Annotated in this window: 8 protein-coding genes; all 8 read left to right on the plus strand. The window is 74.7% G+C overall.

Annotated features, from left to right (window positions below):
- On the plus strand, positions 1-3,097 hold a 3,097-nt coding region (locus tag ACPXCS_RS11190; RefSeq protein ID WP_425970945.1), incomplete at its 5' end, for an FtsK/SpoIIIE domain-containing protein.
- 175 nt (positions 3,098-3,272) lie between these two features.
- Positions 3,273-4,688: an ABC transporter substrate-binding protein gene (locus ACPXCS_RS11195; RefSeq protein WP_425951933.1), complete on the plus strand. Its 1,416-nt coding sequence runs from the start codon at positions 3,273-3,275 to the stop codon at positions 4,686-4,688.
- Positions 4,689-4,692: 4 nt separating this feature from the next.
- Positions 4,693-6,039, plus strand: a complete 1,347-nt coding sequence (locus tag ACPXCS_RS11200; RefSeq protein WP_425951934.1) for a carbohydrate ABC transporter permease — start codon at positions 4,693-4,695, stop codon at positions 6,037-6,039.
- Positions 6,036-6,950 (plus strand): carbohydrate ABC transporter permease, encoded by a 915-nt coding sequence (locus ACPXCS_RS11205; RefSeq protein WP_425951935.1) that lies wholly within the window; start codon positions 6,036-6,038, stop codon positions 6,948-6,950. The genes ACPXCS_RS11200 and ACPXCS_RS11205 overlap by 4 nt, the downstream gene beginning before the upstream one ends.
- Positions 6,951-7,092: 142 nt before the next feature.
- Positions 7,093-9,360: a bifunctional glycosyltransferase/CDP-glycerol:glycerophosphate glycerophosphotransferase gene (locus ACPXCS_RS11210; protein WP_425951936.1), complete on the plus strand. Its 2,268-nt coding sequence runs from the start codon at positions 7,093-7,095 to the stop codon at positions 9,358-9,360.
- A 166-nt stretch (positions 9,361-9,526) separates the two neighbouring features.
- Positions 9,527-11,725, plus strand: coding sequence for a bifunctional glycosyltransferase/CDP-glycerol:glycerophosphate glycerophosphotransferase (locus ACPXCS_RS11215; RefSeq protein WP_425951937.1), 2,199 nt, complete (start codon positions 9,527-9,529; stop codon positions 11,723-11,725).
- A gap of 8 nt (positions 11,726-11,733) precedes the next feature.
- Entirely contained in the window at positions 11,734-13,974 is a 2,241-nt protein-coding gene (locus ACPXCS_RS11220) for a bifunctional glycosyltransferase/CDP-glycerol:glycerophosphate glycerophosphotransferase (RefSeq protein WP_425951938.1), read from the plus strand.
- On the plus strand, positions 13,971-15,812 hold the full coding sequence (locus ACPXCS_RS11225; protein WP_425951939.1) for a hypothetical protein: 1,842 nt from the start codon (positions 13,971-13,973) through the stop codon (positions 15,810-15,812). The genes ACPXCS_RS11220 and ACPXCS_RS11225 overlap by 4 nt, the downstream gene beginning before the upstream one ends.
- Positions 15,813-15,841 lie beyond the last annotated feature (29 nt).

Consider the following 15,841-nt stretch of genomic DNA (forward strand, 5'->3'; position numbering starts at 1 on the left):
GTACGGGACCGGGCCTGCTGGCGCCGAGACCGCGTACGGGACCGGGCACACCGGCGCCGGAGCCCCGGACCGGACCGGGCGCTCAGGCGCCACCGGGGCTGCGGACCGCACCGGGCGTTCCGGACCCGCCGGGACCGCAGACGGCGCCGGGCGTTCCCACCCCGAAGCCGGAACCGCCGCCGGAGCCGGAACCGCCGCCGGAACCGCATCCTCGGGCCACGACGGGCGTCCCCGTACGGCAGCGCCGGGCGGCGGCGGCCATCCCGGCCCGGCCGATCCCCGGAGCACCGGCAGACCGGCCGCCTCCTCCGCGCATGCTCACGACAAGACTGCTCACGGCACGACCGCTCACGGCCGCGCCGCCGCCCCCGCCGGTCCGGACAGCCCGGCCTCGCCTGACGAGCGCGTCGGCCGTGGACGCAAGGGCACTCCCCTGCGGGGCACCGACGTGCCGCCCGGGGCGCGCCGCCGGGGCGGCCTCGGGGCATGGGCCCGGCGGTGGGCCGGAGGGCGCGCGGAGGCACCCCCGGAACCGCGCGGGACGTACGAGGACGCACCGGCCGGGCCGGTCGTGGCGGCGGGGCCCTCGGCCACGGCCCCGGCCCTTCCCGAGACCTGGCCGGACGCGGCCGCGCTGCTGCTGACGGCCCTGGGTCCCGGACCCCGGTTGTGGGAGCGCGGGCCGGGCCACCCCGAGGCGCTCGCCGTGCGGCTCGGTACGGCGGACCGGGCGGCGCCGGACGGCTCGGGCCTGCTGCCCGCCGTGCCGGTGACGGCCGGGCTGCGCGAGGTCGGCGCGCTGGGTCTGGCCGGCCCCCGGGCCCGGCTGTCCGGGCTGGCCCGCGCCGTCCTGGCCCAGCTCGCCGCGCTGCACTCCCCCGACCTGCTGGAGATCGTCCTCATCACGGCGGACCGCTCCCGCCCCCTGGAGGAGCGCACCGCCGAGTGGTCCTGGCTGGGCTGGCTGCCCCATGTCCGCCCGGGACACGGTCAGGACTGCCGTCTGCTGCTGGCCCACGACCGCGAACAGGCCGCGGCCCGCACGGACGAGTTGCTGCGCCGTCTGGAGGACCACCTGGCGGAGGAGGGCACGGGCGCGGGCACCACCGGTGCCGGGCTGATCCCGGGCGCGGGCACCACCGGTGCCGAACTGATCCCGGGCGCGGGCACCACCGGTGCCGGGCTGATCCCGGGCGCGGGCACCACCGGTGCCGGGCTGATCCCGGGCGCCCGGAGCTCCGGCGCCCACCCCGCCGACGCCCCGGGCACCCCTGCCTCCCCCACCCGCGACACCCTCGGGAGCGCCCCCGGCAGCCGCCCCGCGGGCGGCCCGCCGCCCGGCGCGCCCGCCCGCGACGGCGCCCACCCCGCCGACGCGTTTGAAGCCGTAGGCTCCCACGCCCCGGCGGCCGCCGGAGGTGCGCGGCCCCCGGCGCAGTCCCGGCCGGCCGGCCACCGCCCTGCCTGGGCCCGGGACGACGACGCCCCGGCCGCCGCGAGCGGCTTCCCGGGGCCGTACACGGTCGTCGTCGTGGACGGCGATCCCGGCGGAGCCGAGCTGCGGAAGGCCGTGGCGCGGCTGGCGCTGGAGGGGCCGCGGGCCGGGATCCACGTGATCTGTCTGGCCGAGACCGCGGCCGCCTCGCCCGCCTCGCCCGTCACCGAGACCTACGAGGCGGCCTGCTCCGCGGCGCCGACCTTCCGGCAGTGCGGCGCGGTCGCGCTCCTCAGCGGGGACGTGGCGACGGCGCTGCGGCTGCTGCGCGTGGCCCCGGTGGGCGGGGACGGCGGGGTGCCGGGTCCCGTCGGGCACGGCACCGTCGCCACCGTCGACGCGGTCTCCCCGGCCTGGGCCGAGCGGTTCGCGCGGGCGCTGGCGCCGCTGCGGACGGACGGCCCGGCGGGCGAGCCGCAGCCACGGGTCTCGGCGCCGCTGCCGCAGGCGGCCCGGCTGCTGGACGAGCTGGGCCTGGCCCGGGCCACCCCGGCCTCGCTGATGGCCCGCTGGGCGGACGCGGCCGACGACACCGACGCGCTGGGCGGCCGGGTGCGCGCGGTGCTGGGCGCCGGTCCGCGCGGCCCGGTCGGCGTGGACCTGGCGGCGCAGGGACCGCATCTGCTCGTCGAGGGCCCTCCGGGCAGCGGCCGTACGGAGCTGCTGCGGGCGGTCGTGGCGTCCCTGGCCGCCGCCGAGCGGCCGGACCGGCTGGGCATCGTGCTGGTGGACGGCCGGGGCGGACCGGGCGCGGGCGGCGGCCCGGGCGACGGGCTGCGGGTGTGCACGGACGTGCCGCACGTGAGCACGTATCTCACGGCTCACGATCCGGTCCTGATGCGGGAGTTCGCGCAGTCCCTGAGCGCGGAGCTGAAGCGCCGGGCCGAGCTGCTCGGGCGGAGCGACTTCGCCGAGTGGCACACGGGACGTGAGCTGAAGGGCCGTATGGTCGCCCAGCGCACCGCGGCGGCCCGCGGCGCCCAGCCGGGCGAGGCGGCCGCCGGCGCCGGTGACCTGGACAGCACGTCCAGCTCCACGCTGCGGCTGCGGCCCGGCGGGGCCCGTCGGCAGACGGAGGCGGCGGCGCCTCCGCTCCCCCGGCTGGTGGTGGTCGTGGACGACCTGGACGCCCTGGTCTCCCCCGCCCTCGGCTCGACGGGCCGCCCCGCCGCCGGATCGGTGATGCGCGCCCTGGAGGCCGTGGCCCGGGAGGGCGAACGGCTTGGCGTGCACCTGGTGGCGGCCACCGGCCCGTGCCCCCGTACGGCGGAGACGGAGCCGGTCCGCCGGGCCACCCTGCGCGTCACTCTGGACGCCCCGGCCACGGGCCCCGACGAGCCCGCGCCCGGCCGTGGCAGCCTCACCTGCGCGGACGGGCGGGTCACGCCGTTCCAGGGCGGGCGGGTCACCGGCCGGATTCCCCGCACGGCGACGCTGCGCCCCACGGTCGTGCCGCTGGAATGGCACCGCATGGGTGACCCACCGGCCCGGCGTCCGGTGCGGGAGCTCGGAAATGGCCCGACCGACCTGGCACTGTTGGCCAGCGCGCTGGAAAGGGCGGCGCGGGAGGTCGCGGCGGCGCGGGTGCCGTCCCTTCTGTGACGGGGGGCGGCCCTCGGCCCCGCCCGGCGTCACGGGCCGCGTCCCTGGTCACGAGGGGGTCACGATCCCCCGCTTGACAGCCGACGCCATCTTGCCGCCCCCGCACACCCGGGCGTAGACCAGATCGCACGGGAGCGCGCTCGACGTTCGACGAGGAACGAAGAACGGGGCAGTCATGCGCATGACGAGCAGCACCATCCGGAACCGCTGGTCGCCCGAGCGGGACAAGGCGACCCCCCGAAGCCGCAGAGCCACCAGGGCCGCGGCGGCCGTCGCCGCGGGAGCGCTCGCGCTCTCGCTCACCGCCTGCGGAGGCGACGACGGCAACGACAGCAGTGGAGACACGGGCACCTCCGAGGAGACCGCCAACAGCGTCACCCTGCCCAAGCTGGACGGGACGAGCCTGGAGATCGCCGCCGTCTGGACCGGCACCGAACAGGCCAACTTCAAGAAGGTCCTGGCGGAGTTCGAGAAGCGCACGGGCGCCAAGGTCACGTTCGTGCCGGCACAGGACCCGATCATCAACTTCATCGGCTCGAAGGTGGCCGGCGGGCAGCCGCCGGACGTCGTGATGCTGCCGCAGCCGGGCGCCATCAAGCAGGCCGTGGACCGCGGCTGGGCCAAGCCGCTCGGCGCCGACGCCCAGAAGGAGCTCGGCGAGAACTACTCGCAGGGCTGGCAGGACATCGGCAAGGTCGGCGACAAGCAGTACGGCGTCTACTACAAGGCCGCCAACAAGTCCCTGATCTGGTACAACAACCGGGTCTTCGAGAACGCCGGGGCGAGCGAGCCCGAGACCTGGCCGGACCTGCTGAACACGGCCCAGACGGTCTACGACTCCGGCGTCACCCCGTTCTCCGTCGGCGGCGCCGAGGGCTGGACGCTCACCGACTGGTTCGAGAACGTCTACCTCTCCCAGGCCGGCCCGGAGAAGTACGACCAGCTGGCCAAGCACGAGATCAAGTGGACGGACCCGTCCGTGAAGGACGCGCTGACCACGCTCGCGCAGGTCTGGGGCAAGCCGGACTACATCGCGGGCGGGGCCAACGGGGCGTTGCAGACCGACTTCCCGGCCTCGGTCACGCAGGTCTTCACCGGTGGGGACCAGCCCAAGGCGGCCATGGTCGCGGCGGGCGACTTCGCGCAGGTCAACATCCCCTCCTCGATGAAGGTCGGCACGGACGCGAAGGTGTTCCCGTTCCCGGCGGTCGGGGACAACGGGCCGGTGGTCTCGGCCGGTGACGCCGCCGTGATCCTGGAGGACTCGAAGGGGGCGCAGGCCCTGGCCACCTGGCTCGCCTCGCCGGACGCGGCGACGATCCAGGCCAAGCTGGGCGGCTACCTCTCGCCGAACAAGAACGTGGAGAACTCCGCGTATCCGAACTCGGTGCAGCAGAAGATCGCCAAGGCGCTCATCGACGCCGGTGACGACTTCCGCTTCGACATGTCCGACCAGGCCCCGCAGGCCTTCGGCGGCACGCCCGGAAAGGGCGAGTGGAAGATCCTCCAGGACTTCCTGAAGAACCCGAAGGACGTGGCGGGCACGCAGGCGAAGCTGGAGGCCGAAGCGGCCGCGGCGTACGGGAACTGACGTCATGACGTCGGCCACGGCGGCAGGGGGCGTCGAGCCCCCTGCCGCTCCCAAGTCGCGCAAGAGTGTGACCGGCACCCGCAGGATGGTCGCGGCGCTGTTCCTGCTGCCCGCGCTCGTCCTGCTCGGCGCGCTCGTGGTGTACCCGATCGGGTACTCGGTGGTCCGCAGCTTCTACGACCAGTCCGGCGACGGCTTCGCCGGCATCGACAACTACAAGGCCCTCTTCACCGACGAGGGCATTCGCACCGCGCTGAAGAACAACGTCTTCTGGGTGGTGTTCGCGCCGACGGTCGCCACGGCCCTCGGTCTGATCTTCGCGGTGCTGACCGAACGGGTGCGCTGGGGCACGGCGTTCAAGCTGGTCGTCTTCATGCCGATGGCGATCTCGATGCTGGCGGCGGGCATCATCTTCCGCCTGGTGTACGACCAGGACCCGGACAAGGGCGTGGCGAACGCGGTGTGGGTGGGCGTGCACGACACCTTCGCCCAGTCGTCGGCGTTCCCCAAGGCGCACCCGGGCCGGGAGTCGCCGCTGGAGCCGGCGGGCGGCGGCGCGTTCATCACCGAGTCGCCCGTGCGCGCGGGCGAGCCCGTCTCGCTGCCGCTGGTGGGCGTCGCGCCGGACCTGATGCCGGACGACGCGAAGCCGGCGGTGGCGCCGAAGCCCGAGCCGGACAAGGTCACCGGCACGACCTGGCAGGACTTCACACGCGGCAAGGGCGTCGGCACCCTCAACAGCGTCGACGCGTCCGAACTGGGCTACGCCGGGATGCGCGTCGAGGCCGTGAAGGACGGCAGGGTGGTGGCCTCCACCACGGCCGGCGACGACGGCACCTTCACGCTGCCCGCCGCGGCCGACGGAGCGCAACTCAGGCTCCCGGAAAGCAACTTCAAGGAGCCGTACAACGGCCTGGACTGGCTCGGCCCGTCCCTGGTCACCCCGTCCATCATCGGCGCGTACATCTGGATGTGGGCGGGCTTCGCGATGGTGCTGATCGCGGCCGGGCTCGCGGGCGTGCCGCGGGAGCTGCTGGAGGCCGCCCGGGTCGACGGCGCCACGGAGTGGCAGGTGTTCAGACGGGTCACGGTGCCGCTGCTGGCGCCGGTCCTCGCGGTCGTCACCGTCACCCTGATGATCAACGTGCTGAAGATCTTCGACCTGGTCTTCATCATCGCCCCGGGTTCCGCGCAGGACGACGCGAACGTGCTCGCCCTGGAGCTGTACCGCAAGGGCTTCTCCGAGGACCAGCCGGGCATCGCCAGCGCCATCTCGGTGTTCCTGCTGCTGCTCGTGATCCCGGTGATGTGGTTCAACGTACGGCGGCTGAGGCGGGAGGTGCGGCGATGACCGCGGACGCGGGCCCTGTGCCCGGCAAGGCGGCGCGGCCCACCGACCCGGTGCGGGCGAAGCGCTCGCTGGGGTCCCGGCTGGTCGAGGGGGTCAGCGGTGGACTGGTGCGGGTGTTCCTCATCCTGGTCGGCCTGTTCTGGCTGGTGCCGACGATCGGTCTGCTGCTGGCCAGTCTCCGCTCGCCGGAGGACATCGCGGCGAGCGGCTGGTGGAAGGTGTTCACCGAGCCGTCGCAGATCACCTTCGACAGCTACGCCGAGCTGCTGGAGAACGAGGACATCACCAGCAGCCTGCTGAACACGGTGTGGATCACCGTCCCGGCGACCCTGCTGGTGGTGATCATCGGCTCGCTGGCGGGCTACGCCTTCGCCTGGATGGATTTCCCCGGTCGCGACTGGTGGTTCCTGGGTGTGGTCGGCCTGTTGGTCGTGCCCGTGCAGGTCGCGCTGATCCCGATCGCCGAACTCTTCGGCAAGATCGGCATCTTCGGCTCGGTGCTCGGCGTGGTGCTCTTCCACGTCGGCTTCGGCCTGCCGTTCGCCGTGTTCCTGCTGCGGAACTTCTTCGCCGAGATCCCGCGGGAGCTGCTGGAGGCGGCGCGGCTGGACGGGGCCGGCGAACTGCGCCTGTTCTTCCGCGTCGTGATGCCGCTGGGCGCTCCGGCGATCGCCTCGCTGGGCATCTTCCAGTTCCTGTGGGTGTGGAACGACATGCTGGTCGCGCTGATCTTCTCGGACTCCGGGAGCCAGCCGATCACGGTCGCACTGCAGACGCAGGTACGGCAGTTCGGCAACAACATCGACGTGCTGGCACCCGGCGCGTTCATCTCGATGGTGGTCCCGCTGGCCGTCTTCTTCGCGTTCCAGCGGCAGTTCGTGTCCGGCGTGATGGCGGGCGCGGTCAAATAGCCCTGCTCACAGAGCGGTTGGAGGGGCGGGCCGGGTGCGGTCCGCCCCTTCGGCGTTCCCCCGGATGCCGTAGCCGCCGTAACCAACAGGCCCCACCGGCCGTTCCCGGGCCGAACGCCCGCGCCGACCGATGGATGGCCTCTTGCCCAGGTTCAGTGTCATTGTCCCCGCGTACCAGGTTCAGGCGTACCTGCACGAGTGCCTCGAATCGGTGCTCTCCCAGTCCTGTCCCGATCTGGAACTGATCGTCGTCGACGACTGCTCGCCGGACGCGTGCGGCGCGATCATCGACGAGTTCGCCGCCCGCGACGCGCGCGTCCACCCCGTCCACCTCCCCGAGAACGTCGGCCTGGGCCGCGCGAGAAACGCCGGCGTGGCCCACGCGAGCGGCGACTACCTGCTGTTCCTCGACAGCGACGACACCCTCGTGCCCGACGCGCTGCGCGCCATCGCGGACCGGCTGAAGGAGACGGGCGATCCCGACGTCCTGGTCTTCGACTACGCGCGCACCTACTGGACGGGCGAGGCGGTCCGCAACCAGGCGGCCCTGCAGCTGACCGAGCAGGGCCCGGCCCCGTTCCGCCTGGAGGACCGGCCGGGCCTGCTGCGGCTGCTGATGGTCGCCTGGAACAAGGCGTACCGGCGGGAGTTCGTCGAGAAGGAGGAGTTCGCCTTCCCGCCCGGCCTGTACGAGGACACGCCGTGGACGTACCCGGTGCTGATGACCGCGGAGTCGATCGCGACCCTGGACCGGGTCTGCGTGCACTACCGGCAGCGACGGCAGGGCAGCATCCTGCGCACCACCAGCGAGCGGCACTTCGACGTCTTCGAGCAGTACGACCGGGTGTTCGCGTTCCTCCAGGAACGCCCGGGACTGGCCCAGTGGCGGCCGGTGCTGTTCCGCCGCATGGTCCACCACCTGGCGATCGTGTACTCCCGGCGGGACCGTCTGCCCAAGGGCTCGCGCGCCGACTTCCTGCGCCGGGCCCGCGCACACTACCGCCGCTACCGCACTCCGGGCGTGCCCGTCCCGCTGCGCGCCCGGGTGCACCACGTCCTGATCCGTTTCGGCCTGCACCGCACCTACCGGACGCTCCAGCTGGCCTCGGCCCTGCACCGCCGTCTCGCCCGCAGGACGGGCAGGCTGCTGCGGGGCCTGCGGGCGGTCGTGCTGCGGTCCCACTACCGCCTGCAGCGCTGTCTGCCGCTGCGCGCCGACCGGGCCGTCTTCACCGCCGACGACGGCCGCGGCCACGGGTGCGACCCGGGGGCGCTGGAGTCCGCCTTCCGCGATCTCGCGCCGCACGTCCGCACGGCGTGGGTCGCCCGTCCCGAGCACCACCACACGATCCCGCCGGGCCCGCGCCGCCTCGTGCCCGGCACGGCCGCCTACTGGACGGCGCTCGCCCGCTCCCGGTACCTGGTCAGCAACACCGGCTTCGACCCCGGCCTGGCCAAGCGCCGGGGCCAGGTCCTGATCCAGACGGGGCAGGGCACCCCGCTGGGCCATATCGGCCTGGACCTCCAGGAGCGCCCGGCGGCCGCCCGGGGCCGGGACTTCGCCGGGTTGCTGCGGGACGTCGACCGGTGGGACTACGTGCTGTCCGCCAACCGCCACACCACCCTGACGCAGGAGCGCGTCCACCCCGGCCGCTACACCACGCTGGAGTACGGCCGCCCCCGCAACGACGTGTTCCGCACCGCCACCCCGGCGGACGTGACCCGGCTGCGCGCCTCGCTCGGCATCCCGGAGGGGACGGTGGCGATCCTGTACGCGCCGACCCACCGCGACTACCGGCGCTCGCCGTACCGCAGCCTCGACCTGCAGCGGATCGCGCGCCGCCTGGGTCCGCGCTTCGTCGTCCTGGCCCGCGGCCACCACGCCTACGGCACCCCGCTGACCACGACCTGCGGCCGGGTCGTCGACGTCAGCGACCACCCGAGCGTCCAGTCGCTCTGCCTGGCCTCCGACGCCCTGGTCACGGACTACTCGTCGCTGATGTTCGACTACGCCAACCTGGACCGGCCGATCGTGATCCACACCGACGACTGGGAGGCGTACGAGGCGGCCCGCGGCACCTACTTCGACCTGCGCGCCTTCCCGCCCGGCGCGATCGCCCGCGGCGAGGACGAGCTGATCGACATCTTCGCCACCGGCCACTGGCGCGGCTCCCGGTCGGCGCAGCTGCGCGCGGCGTTCCGCGAGCGGTTCTGCACCTACGACGACGGGCGGGCCGCCGAGCGGGTGGTCCGCCGGGTCGTCCTCGGGGAGACGGAGCTGCCGCCGGTGGTGCCGCTCGGCGAGCGCCGTCCGGTGCCGTCGGCGGCGGCCGCGCTGACGCGCGAGCCGCTCGCGACGGTGCCGTCCCCGGCCGGCGCGCACGCGGCCGCCCTCACCGACCACCTCTGACCACGGTTCACCATCCCGGGACGCCCCATGCCCTCCAGCCCTTCACGGCCGACCCCCAGCCGTCCGCCCTCCTGGCGCCCCTCCGGGCGCCCGGGCCGTCCGCGCGCGGCCTGACCGGGCCCGCGCTTCCCCTGGCCAGCAGCAGAGCCTCGACAGAAAGAGCAGAATGCCCCGCTTCAGCATCGTCGTCCCGTCCCATGGCGTCGCGGGCCGGTTGTCCCTGGCGCTGGACTCGATCCTCGCCCAGTCGTTCGGCGACTTCGAGCTGATCCCGGTGTGCGACGCGCCCGACGCCCCGGCGGCGGACGTGGTGGCCGGGTACGCCGGGCGGGACTCCCGGGTGACGCCGGTGTACTCGCCGCCGTCGGCCGGTCTGGCGGGGGCGCGCAACACCGGGCTGCGGGCGGCGGTCGGCGGCCACGTGCTGTTCCTCGACGGCGACGACGTCCTGGTCCCGGGGGCGCTGGCGGCGCTGGACGCCCGGCTGGAGGAGACCGGCGACGTGGACGTGCTGTACGCCGAGCACGAGCGGACCCCCTGGTGGGAGGGCGAGCCCGCCAACCCGGCCGCTCCCCTGCTGGCCGGGACCCCGGACCGGGCCTTCTCGCCGGACGAGGCCCCGCGCCTGACCGGGGTGACGCTCCCGGCGTGGAGCGCGGTCTACCGCCGGGCCTTCCTCACCGAGCGGGACCTGGCCTTCCCCGGCGACCACTTCACCGACGTCGGGTTCGGCGGTCTCGTCGCCCTGCGGGCACAGCGGGTGGCGGTCCTGCGCTCGGTCGTCGTCCGGCACCTGCTGCGCCGGCAGGGCAACCGGCTGAATCTGCCGGGCGGGCACCACACCGAGCTGCTCGACCAGGCCGAGCTGGTGCTGACCCGGGCGGCGGAGCAGGGGCTGTCCGCCGAGCGGCTCGGGCCGCTGTTCGAGCAGCTCTTCGCCGCCGTGCTGAAGACGGCCGCGCATCCCCGGCGGCTGCCGGCCGGGCGGCGCGCCTTCTTCCGGCGGGCGAGCGCGCTCTACCGGCGGCACCGCCCCGCCGGGTACCGGGCACCCGGCGGCAGCCTCGGCGTCCAGCACCGGCTGCTGGCGTCCGGTTCGTACGCGGCGTTCCGCCTGCTGCGCGCCGCCAACCGCAGGGCGGCCGGGGCCGCCGCGCTGCTGCCCCGCCCGCGCGGGCTGCGCACCCGCCTGCGGTACGCGGTGCAGCTGCGTCTGCCGCTCGACGGGAACCTGGTCGTGTACTGCGCGTACTGGGGCCGCGGCTACGCCTGCAACCCGGCCGCGATCCACGCCAAGGCCCGCGAACTCGCCCCGCACCTGCGGGCGGTGTTCCTGGTGGAGCCGGAGGCGGTACGGAGCATGCCGCCGGACGTGGAGTACGCGGTGATCGGCAGCCGGACGTACTGGAAGGTGCTGGCCCGCGCGAAGTACCTGGTCAACAACGCCAACTTCGCCGACGCGGTGGTCAAGCGCCCGGGCAGCGTGCATCTGCAGACGCAGCACGGCACACCGCTGAAGACGATGGGCGCCGACCAGGCGACGTACCCGGTGGTGGCCGCGGCGACCGGGAGCTTCGCCCGGCTGCTGGCCCGGGTGGACCGCTGGGACTACAACCTCACCTCCAACCGCCACTCCACCGAGATGTGGGAGCGCGCCTTCCCCGCCGCGCACGAGACGCTGGAGTACGGCTATCCGCGCAACGACGTCTACTGCACGGCCTCCGGCGAGGACGTCGCCCGCGTCCGCAAGGAACTGGGCGTCCCGGACGGCAAGAAGGCCCTGTTGTACGCCCCCACGCACCGCGACTACGCCACGGGTTTCGCCTCCGGCCTGGACCTGGCGGAGTTCTGCGAGGCGATCGGCGACGAGTACGTCGTCCTGCTGCGCGCCCACTACTTCTACGACCGGGGCGCCTCCCGGGGCGGCGGCCGGATCATCGACGTCACCGGGCACCGCTCCTCGGAGGACGTGTGCCTGGCGGCGGACGCGCTGATCACCGACTACTCGTCGATCATGTTCGACTACGCCAACCTGGACCGGCCGATCGTCGTGTACGCCGACGACTGGGACGTCTACCGGGAGACCCGGGGCGTCTACTTCGACCTGATGGAGTGCCCGCCCGGCCGGGTCGCCCGGACGCCCGGGGAACTCGCGGCCCTGTTCCGCGACGGCGGCTGGGCCGACGAGTCCGCGACGGCGCTGCGGGCCGCGTTCCGGGAGCGGTTCTGCCAGTTCGACGACGGGCGGGCCGCCGAGCGGGTCGTGCGCCGGGTGCTGCTGGGCGAGCCGCCCGAGTCGATCCCGCCGGTGCTGCCGCTCGCCGAGCGCGTCCCGGCCCCCGCCGCCACCCTCACAAGGAGCTGACCGAAGACGTGCCCCGCTTCAGCATCATCGTCCCCGTCTACAACGTGCAGGGCTTCCTGCGCGAGTGTCTCGACTCGGTGCTCGGCCAGTCCTACGGCGACTTCGAGGTGATCGCCGTGGACGACCGCTCGCCGGACGGCAGCGGCGCGATCCTCGACGAGTACGCCGCCCGCGACGACCGGCTGCGGGTGCTGCACCTGTCCGAGAACGTGGGCCTGGGCCGGGCCCGCAACGCCGGTCTCGCCGAGGCGGCCGGCGACTACGTCCTGTTCCTCGACAGCGACGACCACTACACGCCGGGCCTGCTGGCGGCGGTCGCCGCGCGGCTGGAGGCGACCGGGGACCCGGACATGCTGGTCTTCGACCACGTACGCACCCACTGGTGGGGCCGGGGCGGGCGCAGCGAGGCGGCGGACCTGCTGGCCGCGGCGGGCCTGGAGACCTTCACCGTCCGGGAGAGCCCGCAGTACCTGAACCTGTTCCTGGTGGCCTGGAACAAGGCGTACCGGCGGTCGTTCCTCCAGGAGCACGACCTGCGGTACGCGCCGGGTCTGTACGAGGACGCGCCGGTCACCTACCGGTCGATGGTGGTGGCGGAGCGCATCGCGTGCCTCGACCGGATCGGCGTGGAGTACCGGCAGCGGCGGCAGGGCGCGATCACCAGGACGCCGGGCCGCCGGCACTTCGAGATCTTCCCGCAGTACGAGGGCCTGTTCACGTTCCTGGAGCAGCGGCCCGGCCTGGACTGGGCGCGGCCGCTGCTGCTGGAGCGGGCCCTGGACCACATGCTGTTCGTGCTGGCCCGCGAGGACCGGGTGCGGCCCGCCGACCGGGGCGACTTCTACCGCGAGATCCGCTCCTTCCACCGCCGCCACCTCCCGGAGGGCGGCTTCCCCGAGCCGGACGGCTGGCGGGGCGTGGAGATGCGGCTGCTGGCGGCGGCGCCCTACCCGGCCTACGCGGCGGCGCGCGGACTGCGGGAGCTGCGCGCGAGCGCCCTGGGCGGGCGGCGGCGGGTGACGCGGAAGGCGTCGGACACCGCCCTGCGCGGCTGGTACGGGCTCCAGTCGAAGCGCCCGCTCGATCCGCACCTGGCCGTCTACGCGGCGACCCACCACCGGGGGGTGTCCGGCGACCCGGCCGCGATCCACGCCAAGGCCCGCGAGATCGCCCCGCACATCCGGGGCGTGTGGGTGGTGCGGGAGGACGCGGTGGACGCGCTGCCGCCCGGCATCGAGCACGTGACGCCGGGCTCGCGCCGCTACCACGAGGTCATGGCGCGGGCCACGTACTGGGTGAACAACGTCAACTGGCCCGGCACCCTGGCCAAGCGGCCCGGCAGCGTCCACATCCACACCCACCAGGGCACGCCGCTGAAGTTCATGGGCGCCGACCTGCTGACCAAGCCGGGCGCCCGGCACGGCTTCGACGTGCCGCAGATGCTGCGCCGGGCCGACCGCTGGGACTACAGCCTGGTCGCCGGGCGGTACGCGGAGCGGGCCTGGGAGCGGGCGTACCCGTGCCACTTCACCTCGCTGCGCACCGGCAGCCCGCGCAACGACGTCCTGGTCGGGGCCGGTCCGGAGCGGGGTCTCACGGTGCGCGAGCGGCTCGGCATCCCGGCCGGGCACACGGTCGTGCTGTACGCGCCGACCCGCCGTGACTACCGCAAGGGCGGCCATGTCGACCGGTTCGACCCGGCCCGGTTCGCGGCGGACCTCGGCCCCGGCCACACCCTGGTCGTCCGGCTGCACCCGTCGCTGGCCGGGGGCGTGGCGCGCGGTCTCGGCCTGTCCGACCTGCACCGGCGGGGCGTGCTGGTGGACGCGACGGACGAGCCGCACGTCGAGGACGTGCTGCTGGCCTCGGACGTCCTGGTCACCGACTACTCCGCCCTGATGTTCGACTACGTCCTGCTGGACCGGCCGATCGTGGTGCACGCCGACGACTGGGGCGCGTTCGCGGCCAGCCGGGGCGCGTACTTCGACATCACGGCCGACGCGCCCGGCCACGTGTCGCGTTCGTACCGGGAGCTGGCCTGGCTGTTCGCCTCCGGCACCTGGCGGGACGGGGAGGCGGCGCGGCTGCGCTCGGGCTTCCGGGAACGGTACTGCGAGTTCGAGGACGGGCGGGCCGCCGAGCGGGTCGTCCGCCTGCTGATGCTGGGCGAGCGGGGCAGCGGGCTGCTGCCCGCGGCCCGCCGGACCGAGGGTGTTCCCGCCCGCCCCGAGGCGCTGATCGACCGATGACGACACCCACGGCCCCCGACGCCCTCCCCTCCCTGCCCGGCCAGCGGGCCGCCCCGGCCCGGCCACCGGCCGCCGGGGCGGGGCCGGGACCGGCGCGGTGGTGGCACGCGGCCCTGGTCGCCGTGCCCACCGCGGCCCTGTTCGTGCTGGGCTACCGGCGCCGCTGGATCTGCGACGACGGGCTGATCTACCTGCGCCCGGTCCGGCAGATCCTGGCGGGCCACGGGCCGGTGTTCAACGTCGGGGAACGGGCCGAGAGCTCGACGGGCACCCTGTGGCAGTGGCTGCTCGCGCTGGCCACCTGGGTCACCGGCGAGGACCCGGCGTTCCTCGCGGTGGGCCTGGGGCTGCTGCTGAGCACGGCCGGGTTCGCGCTGGCCCTGTACGCGACGTGCCGGCTGCACCGGGGCGCGGGGCTGCTGCTCCCGGCCGGGGCGTTCGTGCTGCTGGCTGTGCCGCCGTTCTGGTCGTACATGACCTCGGGTCTGGAGAGCGGGCTGGGCGCCTGCTGGACCGGTCTGTCGTGGTGGCTGCTGACCCGTGTCCGGCCCGGTCAGCAGGTCCGGGAGGCCTGCCTGGCCGCGTTCGTGTTCGGGCTGGGGCCGCTGGTGAGGCCGGATCTCGCGGTGGTCACGGGGTGCTTCCTGGTGGCGCAGTGGTGGGTGCTGCGGCCGTCCCGGCGGGGGGTGGCGGCGCTGCTGGCGTCGGCGGGCGCGGTGCCGCTGGCGTACGAGGTGTTCCGGGCCGGGTACTACGGGATCCTGGTGCCGCTGCCGGCCATCGCCAAGGAGGCGAGTGCCAGCGACTGGGGCCGGGGCGCCGGGTACGTGCAGGAGACGCTCGGGCCGTACTGGCTGTGGCCGGTCGTGCCCGTGCTGGGCGCGCTGGCCGTGCTGCTGGTGCGCCGCACCCGCCGGCAGCGGCGGGACCGGGTACCGGGCCGGGCCTCGCTCGCGGTGCTGCTGGCGCCCCTCGCGGCCGGACTGCTGCTGGCCGGGTACGTCGTCCGCGTCGGCGGCGACTACATGCACGCCCGGATGATCCTGCCCGCGCTCCTGCTGCTGCTCCTGCCGGTGCTGGTGGTGCCCGCGAACCGGGTCACCGGCGCGGCGGGCGCCCTGCTGGTGGTGTGGCTGTGCGCGGCGGTCAGCCCGCTGCGGGCGCCGTTCGACGTGCGCAGCACGCCCGGCTCGTTCAATGTGCGCAGCTCCGACGTGGAGGGCCTCGGCGACCACAACCCGGTGCGCACCGCCACCTGGGTGCGCAACTGGCCCGCCCTGCCGGAGGGGCGCCGCATGCTGGCGGAGGCCGCCCGGTCGCCCCGGCCGACGCTGCTGTACTTCGACGCCGGGCGGCGGCTGCACGCCACGCCGATGCGCGCGGACGCGCCGTACCGCGTGGTGATCGTGGGGCGTCATCTCGGCGTCACGGGAGCGGCGGCACCGCTGGACGCCTACGTCAACGACGCGTGGGGGCTGGCCAGTCCGATCGGCGCGCATCTGGCGCTGGAGCGGTGGAGCTGGCCCGGGCACGAGAAGTTCCTGCGCAACCACTGGGTCTTCGCCGAGTGGGCGGTGCGCAACCCGCCGTACCGCGACCTGCTGCGGGCGGGGGCGACGCGGGAGGCGGTCGAGGCGGCCCGGGCCGCGCTGGACTGCGGGCGGCTCGCCGAGCTGCGGGAGTCGGTGCGCGCGCCGCTCACCGCCGAGCGGTTCTGGCACAACCTCACCGGGTCGCTGGAGCGGACGCGGTTCCGGTTCGCGCGCTGGCCGGTGGCGGCCGAGAGGGCGCTGTGCGACGGGCAGGCGGCAGGTGGGCGTAGCGGCCTCACCCGATGAAGTGACGCGGGGTCAGGGCGTGCGTAGGG

This window comes from Streptomyces sp. DT190 (genome assembly GCF_049846985.1).
Lineage (GTDB): Bacteria > Actinomycetota > Actinomycetes > Streptomycetales > Streptomycetaceae > Streptomyces.